The organism is Variovorax sp. V15 (assembly GCF_041154425.1).
GTDB classification, from domain to species: Bacteria; Pseudomonadota; Gammaproteobacteria; order Burkholderiales; family Burkholderiaceae_C; genus Variovorax; species Variovorax guangxiensis.
Genome location: NZ_AP028659.1, coordinates 577,722 through 603,016, shown reverse-complemented (window position 1 = coordinate 603,016; position 25,295 = coordinate 577,722). Strand labels below are relative to the sequence as shown.

The window sequence follows — 25,295 nt, the reverse complement described above, 5'->3', positions numbered from 1 at the left end:
ATCTGCTGGTTGTATGTAGTTCCGGAAATCAGGAAGCGGAAAGCGATGGTACGGGCAGAGCGCGCAGCGCGTCGGCCAGCGCGGCGCGGCAGCGCGCCTCGTCGCCGACCTGCTCGAACAGCAGCAGCGCGAGCCGCGCGAGGAAGAGCGATTCGCGCTCGGCGCCCGCCTCGGTGATGGCGCGCGCGCACTCGGCGTAAAGGCGGTCGCGGGCGTCGGGGTGGAGCTGTGTCGTCGTCGTGTCGGTCATGCTGAAAGCTCCCTGGCCGCACGGGCCAGCGCGGGTTGCAGGGCGCCGGCCGGCAGGCGATGCCAGCGCGCGGCCACGTGGCCGTCGGGGCGCAACAGGTAGACGGCGCCGTCCTTCGCGCCGAGCGCTTCGAACACTGCCGGCGAGGCATGCGCGTCGGCGCCGTCGGTGCCCGGGCTTGCGATGGCACGAACCACGAAAGGCAGCGCGCCTTTGCGTGCCCGCTCGATGTCGTCGGACGGCAGCGCGACGAGGTCTGGCCGCAGCACCAGCAGCGTGAAGCTGGGCGCAATCCAGTCGGTGAGATGGCCGCGTTCGAGCTGCTGCTCGGGCATCGCCTCGCCCGGCAGCGGGCCGGCGGGCAGTTCGTCGCCCTCGCTCGACAGGGGCGATGCGGCATAGCGCACCGCCTGCGTCTGGCGCGGATTGATGAGCTGCGCGATGCCGCGGTGCTCTTCCGACAGCGACAGCGCCGCCTCGCGCAGCAGGTCGAAGCCGCGCGACGGCGGCGACATGAACTCGGTGCTGCGCATCGCGTTCTCGGCGTTCACATGGAAGGCCTCGATGCGCTCCTGCGAGTAGGAGTCGAGCAGTGCCGCGTCCGACAGGCCCCGGGCGACGAAGGCCAGCTTCCACGCGAGGTTGTCCGCGTCGTCGAAGCCGGAGTTGAGCCCGCGCACGCCGAAGATCGGCATCGCGTGCGCCGCGTTGCCCGCGAACACGACGCGGCCGTGGCGATAGCTCTCCAGCGTCATCGCGCCGGCGCGGTAGACCGAAGTCCACACCGTCTTCCACGGCAGGTGGCCTTCGCCGATGGCGTCGAGGTGGCGCTGCACGAACTCGGCAACGGCCGCCGGCTGCAGCGCCTCCTCGGTGCTCTGGCCGGGGCGCAGCTGGTAGTCGATGCGCCAGATGTCGTCGGGCTGGCGGTGCATCAGCACGGTCGAGCCGGGGTTCCAGGGCGGGTCGAACCAGGCGCGGCGCTCGGTGGGGTGGCCGCTCTTCAGTTCGATGTCGATGATCACGTAGCGGCCTTCGTAGCCCGTGCCTTCGAGCGCAAGGCCCATCGCCTTGCGCACGAAGCTCTGGCCGCCGTCGCAGGCCGCGAGCCACTGGCCGCGCAGCCGGTAGGCACCGAGGGCATTGCGCACGTCCAGGATCACGCCCTCCTCGTCCTGCGCGAGGCCGGTGAGCTCGGTGCCCCAGCGGATGTCGATGAGTCCCGGCGTTTGTTCGTTGCGGCGCAGGATCTCCGCGAGCAGGTAGTGCTCGGCGTAGTACTGCTCCAGGTTGATCATCGGCGGCAGCTTCTGCCGCTCGTCGTGCGGCATCTCGAAGCGGAACACCTCGGCGGTCTTGTAGAAGCTGCGACCGCCGGTCCAGGGCAGGCCCTTGTCCATGAAGGCGGGCAACACGCCGAGCCGCTCCATGATCTCCAGGCTGCGCCGCGAGATGCAGGCCGCGCGGCTGCCCACGCACACGGTGTCGTCGGCCTCCAGGATCACGCTGCGCACGCCGTGGTTCGCGAGCCCCAGCGCGAGCGCCATGCCGACCGGCCCGCCGCCCGCGATCACCACGGGGTGGCTGGCTGCTTCGATGCCATCGGGGCCGAGTTCGGGCGTGCGGGGTTCGTAGCGCGTGTAGTGGAAGGCGCCGACCGAAGGCGGCACTCCGGCATCGGCGCCGGGCTTCGGCGGCACGGGGCCGCTGGCGGCATCGCCGAGGGTGGCAGCGGGGGAATTCGTCATCCGGCGGGATTGTCCCGATGCGCGCGGGGCAGCAATGTCATAACTTCGTACGAAGTGTTTACCCTCATGCGCGCCCTTTTTTCCTTCCTTTTCCAGCCATGAGACGCTGGCGCATCCACCCTTCAGAAGACGCCGCGCTGGCCGCGGCCGTGGTCGGCGACGTGCTCTCGGGCGTGGGCACGCCGCTGCTCGCGACCAGCTACCTCAGGGCGATGCAGCGCGTGATGCCGGTGACCTTCTGCACCGTGTTCGTGGTCGATGCCGCCGGCCGCATCGAGCTGGTGTCGGCCGCCAGCAGCTACGGCAGCACGGCCGAGCGCACCTCCGAGCGCTACGTGGCGCAGCGCTTCGACCTGCTCGACCCGAACATGGCCTGGCTCGCCGCGCGCAAGCTGCCCGGACGCGCGCAGCTATGGATGGGCCACCAGCGCGCCGACGAGGTGGCCGACCCGGTGTACCGCGCCGCCTGCTATGGCGACGTGGGCATCCGCGAGCGCGCGTCGGTGCTGTTGCTGCAGCCCACGGGGCAGCGCGTGGCGGTGAGCTTCTACCGCAGCCTCGCGCAGCCGGAGTTCGGCGCGGCGGATTTCGCGCTCATCGAGGCGCACGCCACGCTGCTGGCCGACGCCACCGCGGCGCACGGCCGCAGCGCGGTCGGCGCACGCAAGGCGGTGGAGCCCGACCTCGCCGAGCGGCTGCTGAGGCTGAGCCTGCGCGAGCGCGAAGTCATCGGCCACCTGATGGCGGGCCGCACGGCCAAGGAAGCGGCGCGCGAGATCGGCGTGGAGCTGACTACCGTGCGCACCCACCAGTACCGGGCGTTCCGTCGGCTGGGGATACGGTCGCAGAAGGAGCTGCTGCGCGGCGCGGGGCCGCACTGAGCCGCTTCAGTCTTCCGGGGTTTCCTCTTCGGGCTGCGGCGCCTCGTCGCCGGCCTGCGGCTTGACCAGCGACACCGGCGCATCCTTCGGACGCCCCGCGGTCGACACGATCTCCTGGTCGATCGCGCCGAAGAGAGAGCGACCGTCCAGCCCCTTCATCTCGATGCGGATGGTGTCGCCGAACTTCATGAAGTCGGTATAGGGCTGGCCGGTCTGGATGGTCTCGATGCAGCGCTTCTCGGCAATGCACGAATAGCCCTTGGGCCACTCCATCTGGCCGTCCTTCTTCTCCACGCCCTTGTTGCTCACGGTGCCGCTGCCGACGATGCTGCCGGCGCGCACGTTGCGGGTCTTGGCGATGTGGGCGATGAGCTGGCCGAAGTGGAAGGTCATCTCCGGGCCGGCGTCGCACATGCCGACCTTGCGGCCGTTCCAGCTGCTTTGCAGCGCGAGGTGCACGCGGCCGTGCTGCCAGGCCTCGCCGAGTTCGTCGAGCGTGACGGCCACGGGGCTGAAGGCGGTGGCGGGCTTGCTCTGGAAGAAGCCGAAGCCCTTGGCGAGTTCGGCCGGGATGAGGTTGCGCAGGCTCACGTCGTTGGCCAGCATCACGAGGCGGATGCCGTCGAGCGCCTGGTCGGGCGTGGCGCCCATGCGCACGTCGCCGGTGATGACGGCGATCTCGGCCTCGAAGTCGATGCCCATGGCCTCGCTGGGCACGACCACGTCGTCGGTCGGGCCGAGGAAGTCGTCGCTGCCGCCCTGGTACATCAGCGGGTCGGTGTAGAAGCTCTCGGGCACCTCGGCGTTGCGCGCCTTGCGCACCAGCTCCACATGATTGATGTAGGCCGAGCCGTCGGCCCACTGGTAGGCGCGCGGCAGCGGGGCCATGCACATGGCCGGGTCGAAGGGAAAGGCGTGGCGCGCGCGGCCGGCATTGAGGCTGGCGTACAGGTCCTGCAGCTGCGGGCTCATGAAGCCCCAGTCGTCCAGCACCTGCTGCAGCCGGTTCGCGATGCCGGTGGCGTAGTGGGCGAGCGTGAGGTCGCGCGATACGACGACGAGCTGGCCGTCGCGCGAGCCGTCCTTCAGGGTGGCGAGTTTCATGATGCGGTGCGTGCGTGAGGACTGGAGCGGGCCGCCGGCACGGGCCGGTCGCCGCTCCCACTTAAACTGGTTGAACGGGCGGCAGTTTACCGAGGTGGTCTTTGGTGAACCTCCGGGCCGGCGCCCCACTCCACTTACCGATGCCGACGCTCGTCGCCCCTTCTTCCTCGCCGTCGCTGCCTCCCGGCCTGCCGGGGCGTCCGTCGTGGCGGGTGCTGATCGGGCTGACGCTGCTGGTGGGGCTGATCCACCTGCTGCTGCTCGGGCTCGCGCCGATGGCCATCGGGCCGGAGCCCTCGCCGCTGGCGAACAAGTTCAGCACACGCACCATCGTGATCGCGCCGCCGGCCGCCGAGGCGCCCGCGCCGGCAGCCGCCCCTGCAGAAGCGAAGCCCGCACCACCCCCGAAGCCCAAGCGGCCGCGCGAAGCCTCGGTGCCCAGGCCGAAGCCGGCACCGAAGCCGGCCCCCGCCGAGCCATCGCCCGAACCCGAGACAGCCGCGACACCGACACCGGAAACGCCCGACCTGACAGCCCAGGCTGCTACCGATTCAGGAGCAGCACCACCCGAAGCGGCGGGCGGTGCGCCGGCTGGGGCGCCGGCTGGGGCGACATCGCCTTCCGGCGGCAGCGGAACCGGCACCCAGGCGGCGGCCGGCGGCGAGGCCTCGGGCACCATCGCCGGGACCCAGGCGATGAAGATCCCGGGCTCGGTCACGCTGGACTTCGAGGCCACCGGCCAGAGCGGCGCCTCCCCCCAGCGCGGCGTGTTCGGCGAGCTGGTCTGGCTGCAGGACGGCACCCGCTACGACGGCCGGCTGACGCTCAAGGCAGTGTTCTTCACCCTGCTCAACTGGCACAGCACCGGGCGCATCGGCCCTTCAGGCCTGGAGCCGGAGCGGTACTCCGAAAGCCGCAAGTCCGAAGTGGCCTCGCATTTCGTGCGCGACCAGAACCAGATCGTCTTCAGCAACAACGCGCCCCCGGTGCCGCTGCTGCCGGGCGCGCAGGACCGCATGAGCGTGATGATGCAGCTCGGCGGCCTGCTGGCGGCCAGCCCGCAGCGCTATCCCGCCGGCACCAGGATCTCGGTGCAGACCGTGGGGCCGCGGGACGCCGAAGTCTGGGTCTTCGTGGTCGGCGAGGAGGAAAAGCTCAGCCTGCCCGCCGGCGAATTCATCGCCCGCAAGCTCACCCGCGACCCGCGCAAGGCCTTCGACAGGAAACTGGAACTCTGGCTGGCCCCGGAATACGGGTATCTACCCGTGCGGATCAGGCAAACCGAGGCCAACGGGGACTTCGCTGACGCGCAGTTGCGCAAACCCCTGCCCTCCGGCCCGCCCAATTGAGGAGAAAGTCACGCTAACGAAGCGAAAGGAGCCAGAGATAGGCCAATTAGCCAGTTGGTTTTACAGATAGACAACCTATCTTGAAACTGGCGCGTTGATTGCTATCTAACCCCCATGAACGCCATCGACATTCTCACAGGGCCCGCCATGAACATGCTTTATGACTCGGAGTCTTTCGTCGTCGTCCACGTGCAGCCCAATGAAGGCGAGGAGTCCGCGCAGCCGAACATGCCGGTCCTCGAACGCCATGGCTTCGAGATCGTGGACAAGCGTTCGGGCAAGGAGGTGTACCTCGACGGCTCCTGGGCCGAGCTGTTCCAGCAACAGATCGCCGCCTGGCAGCTCAACACCCCCACGCAGGAAGAGGTGGAAGACACGCTCGAGGGCTACGCCGAACTGGCGCACACCCCGGTCCTGGTGCACTGAACCCGATCCGGCCGGTTTCCCGACAAATCACCAAAAAGCGCCCCTCGGGGCGCTTTTTTCATTCCTTGCCGCTCGCTCGCAGCGCCCTCAGCGGTAGATCCACCGGAACATCGGCCCCACGATCAGCAGCACCGCCACCAGCCGGCAGACCTGAAAGGCCGTGACCACCGGCACGCCCAGCTGCAGCACCTTGGCGGTGATCGACATCTCGGCGATGCCACCCGGCGAGGTGCCCAGGATCATCGTGGCCGGGTGCAGCCCCGTCGCCCACGCCAGCAGCCATGCCACGCCACCGCAGAGCACCAGCATGCCGAAAGTGCCCAGAACCACCGAGCCCAGCCAGCGCGGCGCTGTGTGCAGGAACTCGCGGCTGAAGCGCACGCCCAGGCTCACCGCGATCACCAGTTGCGCCGCGTTCGACATCCACGTGGGCACGGCCGACAGCGACTGGCCCGCGATGGTGAAACCCATCGCCACCAGCAGCGGCCCGATGAACCACGGGTTGGTGCGCTTCAGCGCGCGCATCGCGAGCGCGCCGATGCCGGTCGCCACCGCCAGCAACGCGAGGCCGCCGGGGCTCACTTCGCGCACGCCGGGCGGGTTGATCTCCAGCCCGTGCAGGCCGCTCCACTGCATCGCGAACGGGATGGTCACCGTCACCACCACCAGCCGCAGGCTGTGCGCCGCGGCCACGAGGTCGGTGCGCGCGCCGGCCGACTCGGCCATCAGCGTCATCTCCGAGGCACCGCCGATGGCGCCGGAGAAGTAAGTCGTGGCTCTCATGGATTTCGCCGGCACCTGCGGCATGCGCGACGCATGCATCGCGTGGAGCCAGCGCCCGAATCCCATGCCCAGCAGCAGCGCCCACGCGATCGCCAGCACGATCGCCCACCAGACGCTGGCCACCAGCGCCACCACGTGCGGCGTGAAGTACAGCCCCAGCGCGGTGCCGATGGTCCACTGCCCCGCGTTGCGCAGCGGCGTGTAGCTCGCGGTGGGTGCGCCGGCAATCGAGGCCAGCGACACCGCGAGCAGCGGGCCGATCATCCAGGGCAGCGGCGTGCGCAGCGCCAGGCACGCGCCCGCGGCAGCGAGCGCCAGCAGCAGCGTGGCCAGCACGCGAACGGGATATCGGGAAGACACGGACCGGAAGAAGGGACGACAGGGAAAAGCGGCGGCGGACGGCACCGCGGGCGCGCGCCGGGGGCATAGTATGGCGCGATGCTTCTTCCTCACCGGCCCGCTCGGGCTTCCTGGCTGCCGCTGCTGCTCCCCCTCTTCGCCGCGGCCGCGCTCGCGGGCTGCTCGGCGCTTTCCAGCCTTTCCGCCTCGGGTGCCGATGCGCCCGACGCCCCCGTCGCGCGCCGCGTCGCGGCACTGCAGCCGGTCGATGCCCTGCTGCTCGGCGAGCAGCACGACGCGAGCGAGCACCACGTCATCGAGCGCGAGACCGTCGAGGCGCTGGCCGCGCGCGGCCACCTCGCCGCGCTGGCGCTGGAGATGGCCGAGGAAGGCCGCAGCACCGCGCAGCTCGCGTCCACCGCCACCGAAGCGCAGGTGCAGGCCGCGCTCGACTGGAGCGACAAGGCCTGGCCCTGGGCCAGCTACGGCCCCGCCGTGATGGCCGCCGTGCGCGCCGGCGTGCCGGTGGTCGGCGCCAACCTGCCGCGCTCGCGCATGAAGAACGCGATGGCCGACGTCTCGCTCGACGTGCAGCTCAACGGCGAGGCCTTCACCGCCCAGCAGGACGCCGTGCGCGACGGCCATTGCCGGATGCTTCCCGAATCGCAGATCGTTCCCATGACCCGCATCCAGGTGGGCCGCGACCGCGCGATGGCGCAGGCCATCGTCAAGGCGAGGAAGCCGGGCCAGACGGTGCTGCTCATCGCCGGCGCCGGCCACGTGGTGCGCGCGCTCGGCGTACCGCAGCACCTGCCCGACGACGTGAAGATCGCCACCGTGCGGCTGCTGGCGGCGCCGGCTTCGGCGGCTGGCCCCGAGACCGGCGACTACGACCGCATCTGGCGCACGCCGCCGCTGCCCGAGAAGGACTACTGCGCCGAGTTCAAGCGCCAGGCCCGGCCGCAGCCCAGGACCTGAACGAGGCGAGGCAGAGGCGCGCCGCGCGGCCGGTCCCCCGTTCAGAACGCGAGCTGCATCGTCTCCTGCACCGCCGTTGCGATTGCGGGCCTGCATTCTCCGGCGCCGGGCAGCGCACCTTCATGCTCCAGCAGGCGCCGCTTGCGGAAGACTCCGCCCGCGTAGCCCTTGAGCTCGCCGTTCCTGCCGATCACGCGGTGGCAAGGCACGACGATGCTGACGGGATTCGATCCGTTGGCCGCGCCGACGTCGATGGCCGCGCGCGGATCGTCGAAGCCCAGCTGCTTCGCGAGTTCGCCGTAGCTGGTGGTGCGGCCTGCCGGAATGCGGCGCAGCGCGGCCCACACCTTGCGCTGAAGCGAGTCGCCCAGCGTGGCTACGGGAAGCGCTTCGATGGCGGCGAGATCGCCGTCGAAGTAGCGGCGCAATGCATCGGCCACCGCATGCGGTGCAGCGCTTCCTTCAGCCAGTTCGAACTCGCCTTCGTGCAACTGGCGCAGAAGACGATGCAGGCGGGCGCCATGGTCCGCGTAGTCCAGCGCATGGATCGCGCCGGCGTCATCGACGACGAGAAGGAGCCCGCCCAACGGCGACTCGATGCGGCTCAATTGCAGCTTCAGCATGATCGTGTCCTCGGAAAAGAGAAGGCGGCGGGGCCGCGAACATTCACATGCTGCGCGTTCCCCACCGCCTTTACTCGCCGTATCCGGACATCGATCTGCGGCTGCCGCCGCATGTCCTTTCAGCGCTTGTTCAGGCGTGCGCCTTGATCGAATCGGCCAGCGTGTTCACCAGCGTGTCGATGTGCGACTTCTCCACGATGTACGGCGGCGCGATCACCAACACGTCGCCCGCGGGCCGCACCAGCGCGCCCTTGTGGAAGCAGTCGAGGAAGATCTCGTAGGCGCGCTTGCCCGGCGTGCCCGCGATGGGCGCGAGCTCCACCGCAGCGGCGAGGCCGAGGCTGCGGATGCTGATGACGTTGGGCAGGCCCTTCAAGGTGCTGTGGAAGGCGTCGCCCAGCACCTTGCCCATTTCGCCGGCGCGCGTGAAGAGGTTCTCCTGCCTGAACAGATCGAGCGTGGCGATGGCAGCTGCGCAGGCCACCGGGTGGCCCGAGTAGGTGTAGCCGTGGAAGAACTCGACCACGTGCTCGGGCGCGTCGGTCTTCATCATCGCGTCGTAGAGCTTGTCGCGGCAGATCACGCCGCCCAGCGGGATGACGCCGTTGGTCACGCACTTGGCGAAGTTCAGCATGTCGGGCACCACGCCGAAGTAGTCGGACGCGAAGTTGGTGCCCATGCGGCCGAAGCCGGTGATGACCTCGTCGAAGATCAGCAGGATGCCGTGCTTGTCGCAGATCTCGCGCAGGCGCTTGAGATAGCCCTTGGGCGGCAGGTACCAGCCGGCCGAGCCGGCCACCGGCTCCACGATGATCGCGGCCACGTTGCTCGGGTCGTGCAGCGGCAGGATGCGCGTCTCGAGCTCGACCAGCGGGTCTTCGGCCCACACCGGCTCTTCGTTGTGGATGTAGGCGTGGTTCACCGGATCGTGGATGAAGCGCATGTGGTCCACGCGCGGCAGGAACGCCGAGCCGAACACCTTGCGGTTGCCCGGAATGCCGCCCACAGACATGCCGCCGAAGCCCACGCCGTGGTAGCCCTTCTCGCGGCCGATGAACACATTGCGGTGGCCCTCGCCGCGCGCGCGGTGGTAGGCCAGCGCCACCTTCATCGAGGTGTCGGCGGCTTCCGAGCCCGAATTGCAGAAGAGCACCTTGTTCAGGTCGCCCGGGGCCAGCGAGGCGATCATCTCGGCCGCCTTGAAGGCGCGGTCGTTGCTCACCTGGAAGGCGGTGGCGTAGTCCAGCGTGTCGAGCTGCTGCTTGATCGCCTCGTTGATCGGCTTGCGGTTGTGGCCCGCGCCCACGCACCACAGCGACGAGATGCCGTCGATCACCTTGCGGCCGTCGTGGGTGGTGAACTCCATGCCGTCGGCCGCCACGAACACCCGCGGGTCCTTGCGGAAATGACGGTTGGGGGTGAAGGGCAACCACTGGTTGTCCATGTTGAAGTCCTGGTAGGCCATGTCTCGCTCCTGCGGTTGGGTTATCTGGGAGGGGAAAATCGCGATTCTGGCACCCCTGCCACAATTACGCCCCTGATGACGACCTCTACGCCCACCTCGCCCGCCTACATCCTGAACCTCTACTGCCCCGACCGGACGGGCATCGTGCACGCCGTTTCGGGCTTCCTGCTCGAGCACGGCGCCAACATCGAGGAGGCGGCCCAGTACAACGACCACGACACGGGTCTTTTCTTCATGCGCGTGCGCTTCGCCTGCGGCGCCCACAGCGAGGCCGTGCTGCGCGAGGAACTCAAGGCCTTCGCCACCGGCTTCGGCATGACGCTGCAGCTGCACGCGGCCGCCGAGCCGATGAAGACGGTCATCATGGTCAGCAAGGAAGGCCACTGCCTCAACGACCTGCTGTTCCGCTGGAAGAGCGGCCTGCTCGCCATCGACGTGCGCGCCATCATCTCGAACCACCGCGACTTCTACCAGCTGGCCGCCAGCTACAACGTGCCTTTCCACCACATCCCGGTGACGGCCGCGACCAAGGCGCAGGCCGAGGCAAAGCAGCTGGAGATCATCGAAGCCGAGGGCGCCGAACTCGTGGTGCTCGCGCGCTACATGCAGATCCTGAGCGACAACCTCTGCCGCAGCCTCTCGGGCCGCGCCATCAACATCCACCACTCGTTCCTGCCGAGCTTCAAGGGCGCCAAGCCCTACTACCAGGCCCACGACCGCGGCGTGAAGCTGATCGGCGCCACCGCCCACTATGTGACGGCCGACCTCGACGAAGGCCCGATCATCGAGCAGGACGTGGCCCGCGCCGACCACACCGATACGGTGGAAGACCTCACGGCCCGCGGCCGCGACACCGAAAGCCAGGTGCTGGCGCGCGCGGTGAAGTGGCACAGCGAGCACCGGGTGCTGCTGAACGGGCACCGGACGGTGGTGTTCCGCTAACTTGGACTGAAGCCAAGGCCCGCCGGAAGGCGGGTGTAGCATCTCGCGCCAGAAAAAGAGGAGAAGGCGTGATGTTGCGACGTTGGATTGGCGGGGTGTTGCTGGCCGTGCTTGCGGCCGGCCTGTTCGGGTGCTCGGCCAGCGGCCCCCGGTTCTCGGAGATGGCGGGCAGCATGCCGTCGCTGGGCGAGAACGAAGGGCGAATCTATTTTTATCGCAACTCCATCCTGGGGGCGGCAATCCAGCCCGATGTCGCGGTCAACGGCCAGGTGGTGGGCACGTCGCGACCCAACAGCTTCTTCTACATCGACCGGCCGGCCGGTACCTATCGGGCCACTGCCCGGACCGAGGCTGAAGGCACGATCGACGTCGTGCTGCGGCCGAAGCAGACAGCCTATGTCTTGATGAGCATCAGCATGGGCCTGCTCGTCGGACGACCGGAGTTCCAACGTGTTTCCGAGGCCGAGGGCCGGAAGGAACTTCAGTCGCTGGCCTATGACGACGCCTTTGCTTCCGCCCGGACGGCCAAGGCTTCCGCAGGCAATACGACAGCCTCGGCGCCCTCCGCCCCCGCGGCAGTGAGCAAGCCCGTGCCTCCCGCAGCAACAGTGGCTGTAGCATCTCTCGCACCCGCCCAGTCGCCGACGACAGCAGTGGCCGCACCAACGCCCGCCGCTCGCGCCCCAGCTCCGACAGCGCCCGAAGCCACTCCTTTTGCCAGGACTTCCCTGAACGATCTGCGCTTGCTCCTGCAGGCCAACCGCTGATACGCGTGCGATGAAATACCTGTCTTTCCCGGCGCTTGCAGCGCTCGCCATCGCACTGCCCGTGCTGACGGCCTCCGCGCAGGAGGCGCGCAACACCACCGCACTCGCGCCGGACGCGCTCTTTGCACGCGTCTCGCCCAGCGTCTGGGTGGTGCAGGCCAGCGACGCACAAGGCAAGGTGCTCGCCACCGGCAGCGCAGTCTCCACCGCCGCGGGCACCGCCGTGACCAGCTGTCAGTTGCTCGCGAAGGCCAGTACCGTGACGCTGAAGCGCGACAACGTGAGCTACGGCGCGGCGCTGGCCCTGCCGGACGTGGAGCGCGATCTGTGCCAGTTGCGCATCTCGAACCTGCCCGCTTCGGTCGCCGAAGTGGCCCCAGCCAACGCATTGCAGGTCGGCATGCCGCTCTACGTGATCGGTGCACCGCGCGGCAGGGAACTGACGCTGGGTGTGGGCATGCTAGGGGGCATCCGCCGCAGCGCCGCGGGCGAACTCGAAGCGCTGCAGCTGGCTGGCGCTGCGGAAGTAGGACTCGGCGGTGCCGGAGTGTTCGATGCGCAGGGCCGGCTCGTGGGCCTGCTTCCCGCATCGGCCGCGAGTGCGCCGACCGCGAACCTCGCGATGCCGGCATCGTGGATCGCGCAGTTGCCCGAACGCGGAGGGCGGGCGATCGAGAGGCTTGCTTCGCTGCCTGTCTCCAGTGCGGCCAGCGGCGCCGCCGCAACCGGCACTGGCGGTCCGGCAAGCCTGGGGGCGGGTCGGCCCAGCGTCATCGAATACCAGTTGCACGACCGTCTCACCAACACCTACCGCAAGGTGGTCTACAGGATCGACCCCTCGACGGACGAGCAGATCAGCTTCAACAACGGCGGATGGGTCGAGAAGCCGAACGGCGAAGTCGTCAGCGTCACTTCGGCCATTGCGGGCGAATTCGATTCGGTCATGCCGCCAGGTGGCTGGACCAAGGAAAAGCTCAAGGAAGAAGCTGCCTGGAGGGCCCGCTACAGTTCCACGCTGGGCGGCTCGCGCTCAAACATGGACCTGAACGCGGCGGTGATGGAAGACACCGCGCTGACGATCGGCGGAAGGGAATTCAAGGTCGTGCGCATCGAGTACCGGGGGTACACGCAGCGTTTCCCCAACGCGGGCTCGGTGTTCGGAAACCAGTACGGCCGCTATGTCGCGAACGTCTGGTACTCGCAGGAACTGGGGCGCGTGGTGCGTTTCGAGGCCGAGACGCGCGGCGGCGCGGGCGCGGCCGCCTTTCAGGTACGCGAAACCCTCGAGCTGGTCAGCATCCGCTAGAGGGTTCCCTCGAGCAGGGCTGCTGCATTGCGGCAGCCCTGCTCAACCGGTCGCATCAGTTGCGATTCGGATTGTTCGGCCGACGGTCATAGCGATTCGGCACGCCGTCGCCGTCACGGTCCCAGCGGCCCCTGTCGTAGACCCAGCGGCCGCCGTCCTGGCGCCACTCCGGCGGACGGTAGGCGTAGCCCGGGCGGGCGCGGACCCAGCCGCCGCCGATCCACACGTGGCGGCCACCACGCCACTCGTAATGTCCCGGCGCCCACACGTAGCCGCGGCGCGGCGGGGGAACGCGCTCATAGCGCGGCGGCGGAGGCGGCGTCTGGATGGTGATCACAGGCTGCGCCTGCACGGCCGTCGGAACGGTCAGTGCGCCCACCGACAGAAGCGATGCAGCGCCGACAGAAAGAGCCAATGCAAGTTTTTTCATGAAGAACTCCTCATGAGTTGTTGGAGGAGCCTTCATGCTGCCCAGCCCTTGTGAACCTCCTGTAAGCCGTGCACGAAGTCTTGTGTAAAGCTGTGACGCGCCTTTGGGGTCTTTTTGGCTCTTGCTAGCGCTCACTCACACGCGCAGAAAGCCCGAAAAAGGCTCATTCCTGCAGTTCGCGCAGGTCGATGGCCGCCGCCATCGCCGCATGGCCGGCCTTGTTGGGGTGCAGGTGGTCGCCCGAATCGAACAGCGGGTTCAGCGCCTGCGGGTCGGCCGGGTCGCGCAGCGCGGCGTCGAAGTCGATCACGCCGTCGATGTCCTGCTTGCCGCGGATCCAGCGGTTCACTGCCTCGCGCATGGCCTCGTTCGATTCGCTCCAGTAAGGCGTGTTCCTGAACGGCGGCACGGTGCCTATCAGCACCTTCACGCCCTTGGCGCGCGCCTGCTTCACGAGCTGCTGCAGCCCCTCGGTGATGCGCTCGGCCGTAGGCATGTCGCGCGGCTTCAGTTCAGCGCCCGGCACCTTGGCGAACATCGCGCGGCCGATGTCGTTGGTGCCCAGCAGGATGATCGCGTGCGTCGCGCTGCTCTGCTTCAGCACGTCGAGCTCGAAGCGCGAAAGGCCGCTGGGTCCGATGCCATCGGCCAGCAGGCGGTTGCCTCCGATGCCCAGGTTGAGCACGGCGACGTCCTGTCCGCCAGGCTGGGTATCGCGCAGGCGCGTGGCCAGCATGTCGGGGTAGGCGCCGGTGGTGGCCTCCGTGGTGCCCGCCGTGATCGAATCGCCGAATGCCACGACGGTGCGAACGGACTTGGTGGTGAGTACGTCGAGCCCCGTCACGATCTGGTTGAGTACCAGCGTCGCCGGGCTCCTGAGCTTCGGTGTCATCACCGCGTTGCCGGCCGTCACCCACGTCGTGCCCGACTCCACCATCGACACCGTGGCGAAGGGCGTGGCGCGATCGAAGAAGGCGCTCACCATCACGGTCTGGCCCGCCTGCACCGGCAGGTCGATGCCGTCGCTCCAGGCCTCCGCGCCCGGGGCGATGGTGAGGCTGCTGCGGCCGCCGAAATGAAGCACGCGCAGCGTTGTCGGCGAGAACGCCTCGGCACCGGTGCCGCGCGCAACGCTCGCCGCGGCGATGCGCAGCGGCGTCTTGCCGAAACGATTGGAAAAACGGATGCGGATGCGCTCTCCGTCGAGCGACAGCTCCACCTTCTGGCGAAGCGTCTGCCCGCGCAGGTCATTGCCCGCGGGCGACGAGTAGCTGCCGCCGCCGGGGCTGGCGGCCATCTCGGCGAAGTCGACGGGCGCAACGGCCCAGCTCGCGACCCAGTGCGCCTCGGCAGGCTGGCGCGGACGCCCGTCGGGCGTGACGGCATGCACGCCGACGGCCAGCAGGGCAAGGAAGGAGGCAGCCACCCAGTGTGCGACGGCCACGTCGCGAAGGCGGGCCGCCCATCGGGAAAGCAGGTTCATGCACGCAAAGCGAATCAGTGTACGGAGCCACCGATCCCCCGAACGTGACGAGGTCTAAAGCCCGGTTACCAGGTGTCTACGTAAGCGACGGCCGCTCCTTGCGCCTTCGTCGCGGAAGACAGCCCACGCACCAACCAGGTGCGCGTGTCGGCCGGGTCGATCACTGCGTCGATTTCCAGCGTCTGTGCCATGTGGATGGCCTCGCCGTTCTCGTACTGCTGCGCCACCAGCTTTTTGAACAGCGCATCGCGCTCGGCGCCTTCGGGCGCGGCGGCCAGTTCCTTGCGAAAGCCCAGCCGCACGGCACCTTCCAGCCCCATCGCGCCGAATTCGCCCGTGGGCCAGGCCACCGTGAAAACAGGCGCATCGAAGCCGCCGGCCGTCATCGCCTGCGCGCCCAGGCCATAGCCCTTGCGCAGCACCACGGCGAAGAAGGGCACGCGCAGATGCGAGGCCACCATGAACATGCGGCACACGTGCCGAACCTGCGCCTGCGCCTCGATCTCGGGCCCGACCATGAAGCCGGGCGTGTCGCACAACGAAACAATTGGAAGGCCGTGCGCATTGCACAGCTGCATGAAGCGCGCGGACTTGTCGGCCGCCTCCACGTCGATGGCGCCGCCCAGGTGATGCGGGTTGTTGGCCATCAGCCCGACCGGCCTGCCCTCGATGCGCGCGAGCGCGGTGACGATGCCCGCGCCGAAGCCCGCGCGCAGCTCGAGCAGCGAGCCGGTGTCGGCCACGCCGCGCATCGCGGCGCGCACGTCGTACACGCGCAGGCGGTTCTCGGGCACCACGTGGCGCAGCGTGCGCGGGTCGGCGCACTGCCAGTCGGTGGTCGCGCCCTGGAAGTACGAGAGGTACTGCTTCGCGGCGGCCACGGCCGCGGCCTCGTCTTCCACCAGGATGTCGATCACGCCGTTGCGCGACTGCACGCCGCTCGGCCCGATCTGCTCCGGCGCGAAGGTGCCGAGCCCACCGCCCTCGATCATCGCGGGGCCGCTCATGCCGATGTTGCTGCCCTTGGTGGCGATGATCACGTCGGCGCAGCCCAGCAGCGCCGCATTGCCCGCGAAGCAGCGGCCATGCACGATGCCCACCACCGGCACCTTGCCCGAGAGCGCCGCGAACTGGCTGAAGGTGTGGTTGTTGAGGCCGGCCACGATCGGCATGTCGGTGTCGCCCGGCCGTCCGCCGCCGCCTTCCGCGAACAACACCACCGGCAGCTTCAGCTGGTGCGCCACAGCCAGCAGCCGGTCGGTCTTGTGGTGGTTGCGCATGCCCTGCGTGCCGGCCAGCACGGTGTAGTCGTAGGCCAGTACCGCGCAGCGCGAGGCCTCGGGACCGAACTGCTTCGCGTTGACGCTGCCCAGCCCCGTGACCATGCCATCGGCAGGCGTGTTGGCGATGAGGTCTTCCAGCGTGCGCCGCCGCGTCTGCGCGGCGATGGCGAGCGCGCCGTATTCGATGAAGTTGGCGGGGTCCGAAGCCGTGTCGCACAGGTCCGCGATGTTCTCTCGCGCGGTGCGCCCGCCCTGTGCGTGGCGCTTGTCGACGGCCGCCTTGCGGTTGGCGTCGAGCGTGTAGGCATGGCGGTCGATCACCTTGCGCAGGTCGGGGCGGATCGCGTCGAGGTCATGCTCGGCGCGTGCCTCGGCCTGCACGGCCTGCGCATCGACGGCTTCGAGCTGCACCAGCGACTGCCCTTCGACGAGATAGTCGCCCGGTGCGGCCAGCAGCGCCACCACGCGGCCGGCCACCGGCGCGTGCAGCAGGTGCTCCATCTTCATGGCTTCGAGCACGCCGAGCTGCGCGCCGACCGGCAGCACGTCGCCCACCTCGACCTCGAACTGCACCAGGCGCGCGGGCATAGGTGCTTTGACCGTGAGTTCGTCCGACTCGTCATCGGCAGCGACGGCCGCCTGCCCGGTCGGAGCAGCCACCGTCTTTCGCACCTGCTTCTCCAGCGTCGACGCGGCGGCGAGCAGATCGCCCAGATGCGCCTCCACGAAGCGCGTGTGCACCGCCTGCTTCGCGAACTCCGGCCGCGCCGCGATGGCGCGCAGCAGCGCGAGGTTGGTGGCGATGCCGTCGATGTGGCACTCGTCGAGCGCGCGCAGCGAGCGGCGCAGCGCGTCTTCGAAGCGCGGCGAGGGCGAATGCACGATGAGCTTGGCGAGCAGCGTGTCGTAGTGCGGCGAAGGCGCGAGGCCCGCATAGCCGTGCGTGTCCACGCGCACGCCGGGGCCGGCCGGCAGGTCGAAACGCGCAAGCGTGCCGCCCGAGGGCCGAGCGTTGCCCTGCGCATCGAGCGTCTCGGCGTTGATGCGCCACTGCACAGCGAAGCCGCGCTGCGGCGCCGTGCGGCCGGCCTCCACGCCGAGCTCGGAAAGCGGCTGGCCGGCGGCAACGGCGATCTGCAGCTGCACCAGGTCCAGCCCCGTAACCGCCTCGGTCACCGTGTGCTCGACCTGCAGGCGCGGATTGGCCTCGATGAACACGAAGGGCAGCGTCGCCGATGCCGCATCGACCAAAAACTCGAAGGTGCCGAGCCCGCGGTAGCTCACCGCATTTGCCATGCGCAGCGCGGCCTGCGTGACCTGCGCGCGCAACGCCTCGGGCAGCGACGGGCTGGGCGCGATCTCCACCAGTTTCTGGAAGCGCCGCTGCAGCGTGCATTCGCGCTCGCCGAGGCTGGCCACGGCCTTGCCGTCGCCGATCACCTGCACCTCGATGTGCCGCGCGTTCAACATCAGCCGCTCGACGTACACGCCCTCGATGCCGAAGGCCGCCCTGGCTTCGGACATGCAGCGCGCATGCGCCTCGGGCAGCTCCTGCGCATTGAGCACGGCCCGCATGCCGCGCCCGCCACCGCCGCCGATGGCCTTGACCATGACGCCCGCGCCCTGCGCCTGTTGCTCGGCGAAGAAGTCCTGCGCCTGCGCGAGCGTCACGGCGCCGGCGCTGCCCGGCATCACCGGCACGTCGCATTGCGTGGCGAGTTCGCGCGCGCGTGCCTTGTCGCCGAACAGGCCGAGCTGCTCCGGCGTGGGCCCGATGAAGACCAGGCCCGCATCCGCGCAGGCCTGCGCGAAATCGGCGCGCTCGCTGAGAAAGCCGTAGCCGGGATGCAACGCATCGCAGCCCTGCGCCTTCGCCACGGCGATGAGCGCAGCGACGTCGAGGTATGCGGAAGGGCCGGCGGCATCGAGCGCCACCGCCGTGTCGGCCAGCTGCACATGCAGCGCGGCGGCATCGTCTCGCGCGTGCACCGCCACGCTGGCGATGCCCAGGTCGCGCAGCGCGCGCACCAGGCGCACCGCGATCTCGCCGCGGTTGGCAATCAGAACTTTGGAGAACAGCAAACGGAACCTCTCAGCTTTTGTCTTTGAGCAGGCGGCGCAGCACCTTGCCCGCACCGGTGGTGGGCAGCGCGTCGATGAAGCTCACCGCGCGCGGCGCCTTGTAGCTCGCCATGTTGTCGCGCGCCCAGGCGATGAGCGCATCGGCTTCGAGCACGGCACCGGGCTTGCGCACGATGAAGGCCTTCACCACCTCGCCCTTTTCGGCGTCGGGCTGCGCGACGACGGCCGCCTGCGCCACCGCCGGATGCTTGATGAGAATGGTTTCGACCTCCTCGGGGAACACGCTGTAGCCCGAGACCTTGATCATTTCCTTGAAGCGGCCGATGAAGGTCAGGTAGCCGTCGGCGTCGATCTTGCCCATGTCGCCCGTGTGCACCCAGCCGTCGCGCAGCGTGGCGGCGGTGGCCTCGGGCTTGTTCCAGTAGCCCTTGAAGGTGCCCGGGCTGGTGAGCACGATCTCGCCGACCTCGCCCGCGGGCAAGTCGGCCTGCGTGTCGGCATCGACGATGCGGATCGTCACGCCCGGCACCGGCACGCCCTGCGTGCCCCAGCGCGGCGCATGGTGCGGCGTGTAGGTGTCGCAGGTATGGGTCTCGCTCAGGCCGTAGGCGGCCTCGAAGGACGTGCAGTTGGGCGCATGCGAGCGCCACTGCAGCGCCAGCGGCTCGGTGAAGGCGATGCCGAAGCTGGTCACCGGGTTCATCTTCAGGCTGCACAGGTCGAAGGACGCGATGTCCGGCACCTGCATGCAGGCCACGTTCATCGGCGCGATGCTGTACCACCAGCTCACCTTGTACGCGGCGATGGCCTGCAGCGCCGCGCGCGGATCGAAGCGGTGCAGCAGCACCGAGGCGGCGCCGGTGAGCACCGGCACGTTGACGCCCATCAGCATGCCGGCGATGTGATACAGCGGCGCGATCGAGAGCAGCACGTCGTCGGGCCCCACGCCGTTGCAGTCGGCGGCAGCGCGCGTCTTGAAGAGCGCGTTGCCGTAGCTCAGCATCGCGCCCTTGGGCAGGCCGGTGGTACCGGATGTGTAGGTCATGAGCGCGACGTCGTCCATGCCGATGGCCGCGGGCTGCGGCTTCGCATCGGCGCGCATCACGGCGAGGAAGTCTTCGCAGTCCTCGGGCACGCTGCGTTCCGCCTTGCGTTCGGCGGCGAGTTCGGCCGGAAGGTCGAGCGCAGGATCGGCCGGCAGCAGGTCGGCGTAGTGCACCACGAACACGTGCTCGAGCGAGCTCTCGGGCTGCACCTTGCGCACCACCGGCAGGAGCGGCGCGGCCGCGACGATCACGCGCGCCTTCAGGTCGTTGACCTGGTAGGCCAGCTCGTGCTCCTTGTTGAGCGGCCCGCTCGGGCAGACGATGGCGCCGATCTTCTGGATGCCGAAGTGCGCCACCAGGTACTGCGGGCAGTTGTTGAGGAAGAGCACCACCGGCTCGCCCTTCTCCACGCCCAGCGCCTGCAGCCGCGCGGCGAAGGCGTCGCTGGCGCGGTCGAGCGCGCTCCAGCTCGTCGCGTGGCCGTACCAGATGCAGGCGGGGCTGTCGCCGCGCTCGCGCGCGTGGGTGCGCAGGTACTCGTGCAGGGGCTGCTGCGGGCGATCGGGCAATGTCTCCATGGCGTCACTTTCTCAGGGTTATCGATAGCAGCCCGCAAGGGGCTGGCGCTTGCCAATGGTGCATGGTGCACGAACAATCCTACCCATGGGTATAACTTCCGCGACACGGCAAAAACCCTCTGGCTCCGCAGACCAGAGCGGCGTCACGGCGCAGCCGCACCTGCCCCAGGGCACGGGCCGCCAGCGCGCGGCCACGCAGGGCACCGACACGCAGCGCGAGCGCATCCTGCAGGCGGCCGCGCAGCTCTTCGCGGCACAGGGCTACGCCAACACCACCATGGCGCAAATCGTGCGCGAGCTGGGCATGACCAAGCCCTTCGTGTACTACTACTTCCGCGACAAGCAGGAGATCTTCGAGACGCTGTCGTGGCGCCCCGCGGTCGACTGCTTCACCGCGCTCGACTTCGCCGCAACCGATCCGCGCCGCGCAAGCGAGAAGGTGCTCGACGGCCTGGAGCGGCTGATCCGCGCAACCATCTCGCACCACCCGGTGGCCTTCTTTCCCTACCGCGAGCCGCAGGTGTACCGGCCCGAGTACATCGCCGCGCAGAAGAAGCTGGCGCATCACTTCTACGAGCGGCTGTGCCCGCTGCTCGAAGAGGCGCGCGCCGACGGCGACCTCGACTTCACCGAGACAAAGATCACCGCGCTCGCGGCCTGCAGCCTGCCGGGCTTCCTCTACAGCTGGTACCGCCCGGGCGGGCGCCTCTCGCCCGACGAGGTGGTGGCCGAGCTCACGAAGCTGGCCAGCCGCGTGATCGGGCTGCGAACGAAGAACTGAAGACAACACCTCCGGAGACAAAGCACCATGAAGTTCAGGAAAGCGCCTCTGGCGCGGATCGCCCTTGCCTGCCTGCTGGCCGCGGCCGGCGCATCGCATGCCCAGCAGGCGACCTACAAGATCGCCTACATCGACCCGCTGTCGGGGCCCTTCGCCAACGTGGGCGAGCTGATGCTGATGCACACGCAGTACGCCATCGAGGACATCAACGCGAAGGGCGGCGTGCTCGGCGGCACGAAGCTGCAGCTGCTGCAGTTCGACAGCAAGCTATCGGCCCAGGAAAGCCAGAGCGCGCTGCAGGCGGCGATCGACCAAGGCGCGAAGGCCATCGTGACCGGCGGCTCGGGCTCCTCGGTGGTCACGGCGCTGGTGCAGTCGGTGGCGCGCTGGAACCAGCGCAACCCGGGCAAGGAGCTGATCGTGCTGAACCACTCCTCCATCGATCCCGAGATGACGGGCAAGGCCTGCAGCTTCTGGCACTTCCAGACCGAGGCCAACACCGCGATGAAGATGAAGGCGCTGGCCAACTACATCAAGAAGACGCCCGAGGTGAAGAAGGTCTACCTGCTGAACCAGGACTACGCACACGGCAAGCAGTGGGCGAGCTACGGCCGCCAACTGGTGGGCCTGGCACGGCCGGACATCCAGTTCGTGGGCGAGACGCTGCACCCCATCGGCCGCGTGAAGGACTTCTCCCCCTACATCGCCAACGTGAAGCAAAGCGGCGCCGACTCGGTCATCACCGGCAACTGGGGCCAGGACATGACGCTGCTGCTGAAGGCCGCGGGCGATGCCGGCTACAACCTGCGCTACTTCAACCACAGCGCGGGCTCGGTGCCGGGCACGGTCACGGCCGTGTCGCAGGCCAGGCTGGGCCAGCTGACCTGGGTGGCCGAATGGCACCCGGGCGAGGCCGACACGCCCAAGGTGGACGCGCTGGCCAAGGCCTACAAGGCCAAGACCGGCAAGGACTTCCTCGCGCCCCGTATCGACATGACGCCGCGCCTGCTGGCCGCGGCCATCAACAAGGCCGGCTCCACCGACACGGTGAAGGTCGCGCATGCCCTGGAAGACCTGAACTTCGACTCGGTGGTGGGCCCCGTGCGCATGCGCGCCGAAGACCACCAGCTGCTGCTGCCGCAGGTGGTCAACACCATCGTGCCGGTGGACGGCAAGACGGTGAAGACCGGCTGGGAAGGCACCAACTACGGCTTCCGCACCGACGCGGTCTATACCGGCAACGAGCTCGCGCAAGGCACGGAGTGCAAGATGGTCAGGCCCTGAGCGTGCACTTTCTTCGCGACTGCTGAAGAGGACGGGGGTTGTAAGGGAAACCCCGTCCTGCCTGCCGCCTGTGCCGTCGGGATACTCCGGCTTCGAAGCCCGGATATCAGAGGCGGGTCCATTCCAAAGGCACAACAAGACCATGGCAGGCAAAAACTCGCTCCATCCGATCCCGCATCCGGCGAAGAAACCCTTCGTCGGCAACCTGCTGTCGATCGGCTCCGACTCTCCCGTGCTCGACATGTGGAAGATCGCGCAGGACCTGGGCGGCATCTACTGGCTGGACATGCCGGGTATGCCGGTGATCGTGGTGTCCTCGCCCGCGCTGGTGGACGAGCTCTGCGAGGAAGAGCGCTTCGACAAGAGCACGCGCGGCGCGCTGCGCCGGCTGCGCGCGGCCTCCCACGGCCTCTTCACCTCCGACACGCACGAGGAGACCTGGTCGAAGCCGCACAACATCCTGCTGGCCAACTTCAGCCAGCGTGCGATGCAGGCCTACCACCCGATGATGCTGGACATCGCCGGGCAGCTGGTCACCAAGTGGGAGCGGCTGAACTTCGACGAAGAGGTGGACGTGGTGCGCGACATGACCGCGCTCACGCTCGACACCATCGGCCTGTGCGGCTTCGGCTACCGCTTCAATTCCTTCTACCGCGAAGGCTTCCACCCCTTCGTCGACGCGATGGTGCGCACGCTGGAGACGGTGCAGAACCGCCGCGGCCTGCCGCTGGAAGAGCTGATGCTGAAGAAGGAGCTCGCCCAGCAGCGCAAGGACATCCGCTACATGCACAAGATGGTGGAAGACATCATCGAGGAGCGGCGCGCGAGCGGCGCCGACATCGCCACCAAGCCCGACCTGCTGAGCTACATGATCGCAGGCGTGGACAAGAAGAGCGGCGAGAAGCTCACCGACAAGATGATCCGCGACGAGTGCATCGAATTCCTCATCGCGGGGCACGAGACCACCAGCGGCCTGCTCTCCTTCGCCATCTACTTCCTGCTGAACAATCCCGACGCCATGGCCAAGGCGCAGGCCGAGGTCGACAGCGTGTTCGGCCCTGACACCACGCAGAAGCCCACCTACGCGCAGGTCAACCGCCTGCAGTACGTGATGCAGGTGCTGAAGGAGTCGCTGCGCCTCTACCCCACGGCGCCCGCGATCTCGATGCGCGCAAAGGAAGAAACGAAGATCGGCGGCCAGTACACGATCAAGAAGAACAACATGGTCATCATGCATGCGCTGGCGCTGCATCGTGACAAGGGCATCTGGGGCGAGGACGCCGACCGGTTCAACCCCGACCACTTCAGCCGCGAGGCCGAGCGCGAGCGCCCGGTCAACGCCTTCAAGCCCTTCGGCAACGGCCAGCGCGCCTGCATCGGGCGGCAGTTCGCGCTGCAGGAGGCGGTGCTCACGCTGGGCATGATCCTGCAGCGCTTCAACCTGGTGGACCACACGGGCTACAAGCTGAAGATCAAGGAAGCGCTGACGATCAAGCCCGAGAACTTCAGGATCAAGGCGCTGCTGCGCGACCCGGCCACGCGCCCGCGCGGCAACATGAGCGACGCGGCCGCGGCGCCGGTACAGCCCGCCAAGGCGGCCGAGCGCAAGCCGCAAGCGGCGCGCCATGGCACCTCGCTGCTGGTGCTGCAGGGCTCCAACCTCGGCACCGCCGAAGACCTGGCACGACAGCTCGCCGAGGCCGGCGAGATGCGCGGCTTTTCGACGCAGCTGGCCTCGCTCGACGACTACGCCGAACGGCTGCCGGCCAACGGCGCGGTCGCCATCGTCTGCGCCTCGTACAACGGCGCCGCACCCGACAACGCGGCGGAATTCCACCGCTGGCTCGACAAGGCCGACGATTCGCTCAACGGCGTGCGGTTCAGCGTCTTCGGTTGCGGCAACACCGACTGGGCCTCCACCTACCAGGCCGTGCCGCGCCGCATCGACGAGCGGCTCGAGGCGCTGGGCGCCGCGCGCATCCACTCGCGCGGCGAAGGCGATGCGCGCGAGGACATGGACGGCGCCTTCCAGGACTGGAGCGACGCACTCTGGCCTGCGCTGTCGAAGGCCTTCGGCATCAAGACGGGTGCCGACATGCCCGCGCAGAGCGAGCCGCTCTACACGCTGGAAGAGCTGCCGCCGCCGCAGAAGAACGCGATCGTCGATGCGCTCGGCGCGGTGGCGATGCGCGTCATCGAGAACCGCGAACTGCAAAGCGGTGGCAACGGCGAGGCCGGCCGCTCCACGCGCCACGTCGAGCTGATGCTGCCCGAGGGCCTCGTCTACCGCGCCGGCGACCACCTGAGCGTGGTGCCGCGCAACAGCCCGGCGCAGGTCGAACGCGCGATGGCGCGCTTCGGCTTCGACCGCACGGCCCATGTGCGGTTGCACGCGGCCACGGGCCGCAAGGCGGCGCTGCCGGTGGAGCAGGTGATCGCGGTAGACCGCCTGCTGGGCGACTATGTCGAGCTGCAGGACGTGGCCACGCGCAAGCAGATCGCCACACTGGCGGCGTACACCGAATGCCCGTTCACGAAACCCCGGCTGGAGGCCCTCTCGGGCAGCGACGAGGCCTCGCAGGCCGCTTACAAGGCCGAGGTGCTGCACAAGCGCAAGTCGCTGCTCGACCTGCTGGAAGAGCACCGTGCCTGCCAGGTGCCGTTTGCCGTGTTCCTGGAGATGCTGTCGCCGCTCTCGCCGCGCTACTACTCGATCTCGTCCTCACCCGCGATGACGCCGGGCCGCTGCAGCGTGACGGTGGGCGTGGTGAGCGGGCCCGCCAAGTCGGGCATCGGCACCTTCGAGGGCGTGTGCTCCAACTTCCTGGCGCGCACCGAGGCCGGCGACACGGTGCACGGCGTGGTGCGCGAGACCACGGCCGAAGGCTTCAGGCTGCCGGAGGACGCGACCCGGCCGCTCATCATGATCGGCCCCGGCACCGGGCTCGCCCCGTTCCGCGGCTTCCTGCAGGAGCGCGCGGCGCAGGCCGAGGCGGGCACCGCGCTCGGCGAGGCGCTGCTCTTCTTCGGCTGCCGCCATCCCGAGCAGGACTTCATCTATGCCGATGAACTGCAGGCCTGGGCGCATCGCGGCCTGATGAAGCTGCACACCGCCTTCTCGCGCGCCGGCGAGCGCAAGGTCTACGTGCAGGACCTGATCCGCGAGCAGGCCGCACACGTGTGGAAGCTGCTGGAGGCCGGCGCGGTGGTCTACGTGTGCGGCGACGGCTCGCGCATGGAGCCCGATGTGCGTCGCACGCTGAGCGACCTTGCGCGCGAGCACGGGCACGACAGCACCACGTGGATGGACAAAATGATCGCGGACCAGCGCTACGTGCTGGACGTGTGGGCGGGGAACTGAGGCGGC

Annotated in this window: 20 protein-coding genes; 10 read left to right on the top strand and 10 right to left on the bottom strand. The window is 68.8% G+C overall.

Translation table 11 applies throughout. The features are described 5' to 3' along the window. Positions 1–28: 28 nt before the first annotated feature. Together ACAM57_RS02990 and ACAM57_RS02985 are read right to left on the bottom strand one after the other, a co-directional pair. Entirely contained in the window at positions 29–250 is a 222-nt protein-coding gene (locus tag ACAM57_RS02990) for a hypothetical protein (protein WP_184642036.1), read from the bottom strand. Beyond that, positions 247–1,998 carry an FAD-dependent monooxygenase gene (locus ACAM57_RS02985; RefSeq protein WP_369660658.1) on the bottom strand — a complete coding sequence of 584 codons (1,752 nt, stop codon included), beginning with the start codon at positions 1,996–1,998 and terminating at the stop codon, positions 247–249. The genes ACAM57_RS02990 and ACAM57_RS02985 overlap by 4 nt, the downstream gene beginning before the upstream one ends. Positions 1,999–2,096: 98 nt before the next feature. On the opposite strand from ACAM57_RS02985, the gene ACAM57_RS02980 reads away from it, so the two are divergent. Continuing rightward, entirely contained in the window at positions 2,097–2,879 is a 783-nt protein-coding gene (locus ACAM57_RS02980) for a LuxR C-terminal-related transcriptional regulator (protein ID WP_369660657.1), read from the top strand. Between the two features lie 6 nt (positions 2,880–2,885). Here the strand turns inward: ACAM57_RS02980 and ACAM57_RS02975 are convergent, their stop codons facing one another. Then, complete coding sequence (locus ACAM57_RS02975; protein ID WP_369660656.1) at positions 2,886–3,983, bottom strand: fumarylacetoacetate hydrolase family protein; 1,098 nt, start codon at positions 3,981–3,983, stop codon at positions 2,886–2,888. Between the two features lie 140 nt (positions 3,984–4,123). Between ACAM57_RS02975 and ACAM57_RS02970 the strand changes: the two genes are divergently transcribed. Both ACAM57_RS02970 and ACAM57_RS02965 read left to right on the top strand, forming a co-directional pair. Then, entirely contained in the window at positions 4,124–5,332 is a 1,209-nt protein-coding gene (locus ACAM57_RS02970) for a DUF3108 domain-containing protein (RefSeq protein WP_369660655.1), read from the top strand. A gap of 147 nt (positions 5,333–5,479) precedes the next feature. Beyond that, positions 5,480–5,758: a DUF3567 domain-containing protein gene (locus ACAM57_RS02965; RefSeq protein ID WP_184642041.1), complete on the top strand. Its 279-nt coding sequence runs from the start codon at positions 5,480–5,482 to the stop codon at positions 5,756–5,758. Between the two features lie 87 nt (positions 5,759–5,845). Here ACAM57_RS02965 and ACAM57_RS02960 read toward each other — a convergent pair whose 3' ends face one another. Then, positions 5,846–6,901, bottom strand: a complete 1,056-nt coding sequence (locus ACAM57_RS02960) for an AbrB family transcriptional regulator (protein ID WP_369660654.1) — start codon at positions 6,899–6,901, stop codon at positions 5,846–5,848. 78 nt (positions 6,902–6,979) lie between these two features. On the opposite strand from ACAM57_RS02960, the gene ACAM57_RS02955 reads away from it, so the two are divergent. Continuing rightward, complete coding sequence (locus ACAM57_RS02955; protein ID WP_369660653.1) at positions 6,980–7,858, top strand: ChaN family lipoprotein; 879 nt, start codon at positions 6,980–6,982, stop codon at positions 7,856–7,858. A 41-nt stretch (positions 7,859–7,899) separates the two neighbouring features. Here the strand turns inward: ACAM57_RS02955 and ACAM57_RS02950 are convergent, their stop codons facing one another. Both ACAM57_RS02950 and ACAM57_RS02945 read right to left on the bottom strand, forming a co-directional pair. Next, positions 7,900–8,481 (bottom strand): methylated-DNA--[protein]-cysteine S-methyltransferase, encoded by a 582-nt coding sequence (locus ACAM57_RS02950; RefSeq protein WP_369660652.1) that lies wholly within the window; start codon positions 8,479–8,481, stop codon positions 7,900–7,902. A 130-nt stretch (positions 8,482–8,611) separates the two neighbouring features. After that, complete coding sequence (locus tag ACAM57_RS02945) at positions 8,612–9,946, bottom strand: aminotransferase class III-fold pyridoxal phosphate-dependent enzyme (protein ID WP_184642045.1); 1,335 nt, start codon at positions 9,944–9,946, stop codon at positions 8,612–8,614. 75 nt (positions 9,947–10,021) lie between these two features. Between ACAM57_RS02945 and purU the strand changes: the two genes are divergently transcribed. From purU to ACAM57_RS02930, 3 genes are all read left to right on the top strand, one after another. Beyond that, the gene (gene purU / locus ACAM57_RS02940) at positions 10,022–10,888 is read left to right on the top strand and encodes a formyltetrahydrofolate deformylase (RefSeq protein ID WP_126025818.1); all 867 of its coding nucleotides are present in this window, start codon (positions 10,022–10,024) and stop codon (positions 10,886–10,888) included. A gap of 71 nt (positions 10,889–10,959) precedes the next feature. Continuing rightward, complete coding sequence (locus ACAM57_RS02935) at positions 10,960–11,655, top strand: DUF2846 domain-containing protein (protein ID WP_369662516.1); 696 nt, start codon at positions 10,960–10,962, stop codon at positions 11,653–11,655. 10 nt (positions 11,656–11,665) lie between these two features. Then, positions 11,666–12,961, top strand: a complete 1,296-nt coding sequence (locus ACAM57_RS02930; RefSeq protein WP_369660651.1) for a serine protease — start codon at positions 11,666–11,668, stop codon at positions 12,959–12,961. 55 nt (positions 12,962–13,016) lie between these two features. Here ACAM57_RS02930 and ACAM57_RS02925 read toward each other — a convergent pair whose 3' ends face one another. The 4 genes from ACAM57_RS02925 to ACAM57_RS02910 form a co-directional block, all read right to left on the bottom strand. Continuing rightward, entirely contained in the window at positions 13,017–13,391 is a 375-nt protein-coding gene (locus ACAM57_RS02925) for a YXWGXW repeat-containing protein (protein WP_184642047.1), read from the bottom strand. Positions 13,392–13,554: 163 nt separating this feature from the next. Then, a complete protein-coding gene (locus ACAM57_RS02920) occupies positions 13,555–14,874 on the bottom strand; it encodes a GDSL-type esterase/lipase family protein (RefSeq protein ID WP_369660650.1) in 1,320 nt (439 codons plus the stop codon). A gap of 65 nt (positions 14,875–14,939) precedes the next feature. Beyond that, complete coding sequence (locus ACAM57_RS02915) at positions 14,940–18,236, bottom strand: carboxyl transferase domain-containing protein (RefSeq protein ID WP_369662515.1); 3,297 nt, start codon at positions 18,234–18,236, stop codon at positions 14,940–14,942. 13 nt (positions 18,237–18,249) lie between these two features. After that, the gene (locus ACAM57_RS02910; protein ID WP_369660649.1) at positions 18,250–19,863 is read right to left on the bottom strand and encodes an AMP-binding protein; all 1,614 of its coding nucleotides are present in this window, start codon (positions 19,861–19,863) and stop codon (positions 18,250–18,252) included. An 85-nt stretch (positions 19,864–19,948) separates the two neighbouring features. On the opposite strand from ACAM57_RS02910, the gene ACAM57_RS02905 reads away from it, so the two are divergent. The 3 genes from ACAM57_RS02905 (at position 19,949) to ACAM57_RS02895 (ending at position 25,289) form a co-directional block, all read left to right on the top strand. Continuing rightward, complete coding sequence (locus ACAM57_RS02905; protein WP_184642050.1) at positions 19,949–20,644, top strand: TetR/AcrR family transcriptional regulator; 696 nt, start codon at positions 19,949–19,951, stop codon at positions 20,642–20,644. 27 nt (positions 20,645–20,671) lie between these two features. Then, entirely contained in the window at positions 20,672–21,928 is a 1,257-nt protein-coding gene (locus tag ACAM57_RS02900) for a branched-chain amino acid ABC transporter substrate-binding protein (RefSeq protein ID WP_184642051.1), read from the top strand. A 142-nt stretch (positions 21,929–22,070) separates the two neighbouring features. After that, positions 22,071–25,289, top strand: coding sequence for a bifunctional cytochrome P450/NADPH--P450 reductase (locus tag ACAM57_RS02895; RefSeq protein ID WP_369660648.1), 3,219 nt, complete (start codon positions 22,071–22,073; stop codon positions 25,287–25,289). Positions 25,290–25,295: the final 6 nt, after the last annotated feature.

Coding starts and splice junctions, on each gene's coding strand:
- ACAM57_RS02980 (WP_369660657.1), top strand. CDS start 2,097: ATGAGACGCTGGCGCATCCACCCTTCAGAAGACGCCGCGCTGGCCGCG.
- ACAM57_RS02930 (WP_369660651.1), top strand. CDS start 11,666: ATGAAATACCTGTCTTTCCCGGCGCTTGCAGCGCTCGCCATCGCACTG.
- ACAM57_RS02975 (WP_369660656.1), bottom strand. CDS start 3,983: ATGAAACTCGCCACCCTGAAGGACGGCTCGCGCGACGGCCAGCTCGTC.
- ACAM57_RS02910 (WP_369660649.1), bottom strand. CDS start 19,863: ATGGAGACATTGCCCGATCGCCCGCAGCAGCCCCTGCACGAGTACCTG.
- ACAM57_RS02905 (WP_184642050.1), top strand. CDS start 19,949: ATGGGTATAACTTCCGCGACACGGCAAAAACCCTCTGGCTCCGCAGAC.
- ACAM57_RS02895 (WP_369660648.1), top strand. CDS start 22,071: ATGGCAGGCAAAAACTCGCTCCATCCGATCCCGCATCCGGCGAAGAAA.
- ACAM57_RS02920 (WP_369660650.1), bottom strand. CDS start 14,874: ATGAACCTGCTTTCCCGATGGGCGGCCCGCCTTCGCGACGTGGCCGTC.
- ACAM57_RS02900 (WP_184642051.1), top strand. CDS start 20,672: ATGAAGTTCAGGAAAGCGCCTCTGGCGCGGATCGCCCTTGCCTGCCTG.
- ACAM57_RS02965 (WP_184642041.1), top strand. CDS start 5,480: ATGAACATGCTTTATGACTCGGAGTCTTTCGTCGTCGTCCACGTGCAG.
- ACAM57_RS02945 (WP_184642045.1), bottom strand. CDS start 9,946: ATGGCCTACCAGGACTTCAACATGGACAACCAGTGGTTGCCCTTCACC.
- ACAM57_RS02925 (WP_184642047.1), bottom strand. CDS start 13,391: ATGAAAAAACTTGCATTGGCTCTTTCTGTCGGCGCTGCATCGCTTCTG.
- ACAM57_RS02990 (WP_184642036.1), bottom strand. CDS start 250: ATGACCGACACGACGACGACACAGCTCCACCCCGACGCCCGCGACCGC.
- ACAM57_RS02950 (WP_369660652.1), bottom strand. CDS start 8,481: ATGCTGAAGCTGCAATTGAGCCGCATCGAGTCGCCGTTGGGCGGGCTC.
- ACAM57_RS02970 (WP_369660655.1), top strand. CDS start 4,124: ATGCCGACGCTCGTCGCCCCTTCTTCCTCGCCGTCGCTGCCTCCCGGC.
- ACAM57_RS02955 (WP_369660653.1), top strand. CDS start 6,980: ATGCTTCTTCCTCACCGGCCCGCTCGGGCTTCCTGGCTGCCGCTGCTG.
- ACAM57_RS02985 (WP_369660658.1), bottom strand. CDS start 1,998: ATGACGAATTCCCCCGCTGCCACCCTCGGCGATGCCGCCAGCGGCCCC.
- ACAM57_RS02935 (WP_369662516.1), top strand. CDS start 10,960: ATGTTGCGACGTTGGATTGGCGGGGTGTTGCTGGCCGTGCTTGCGGCC.
- purU (WP_126025818.1), top strand. CDS start 10,022: ATGACGACCTCTACGCCCACCTCGCCCGCCTACATCCTGAACCTCTAC.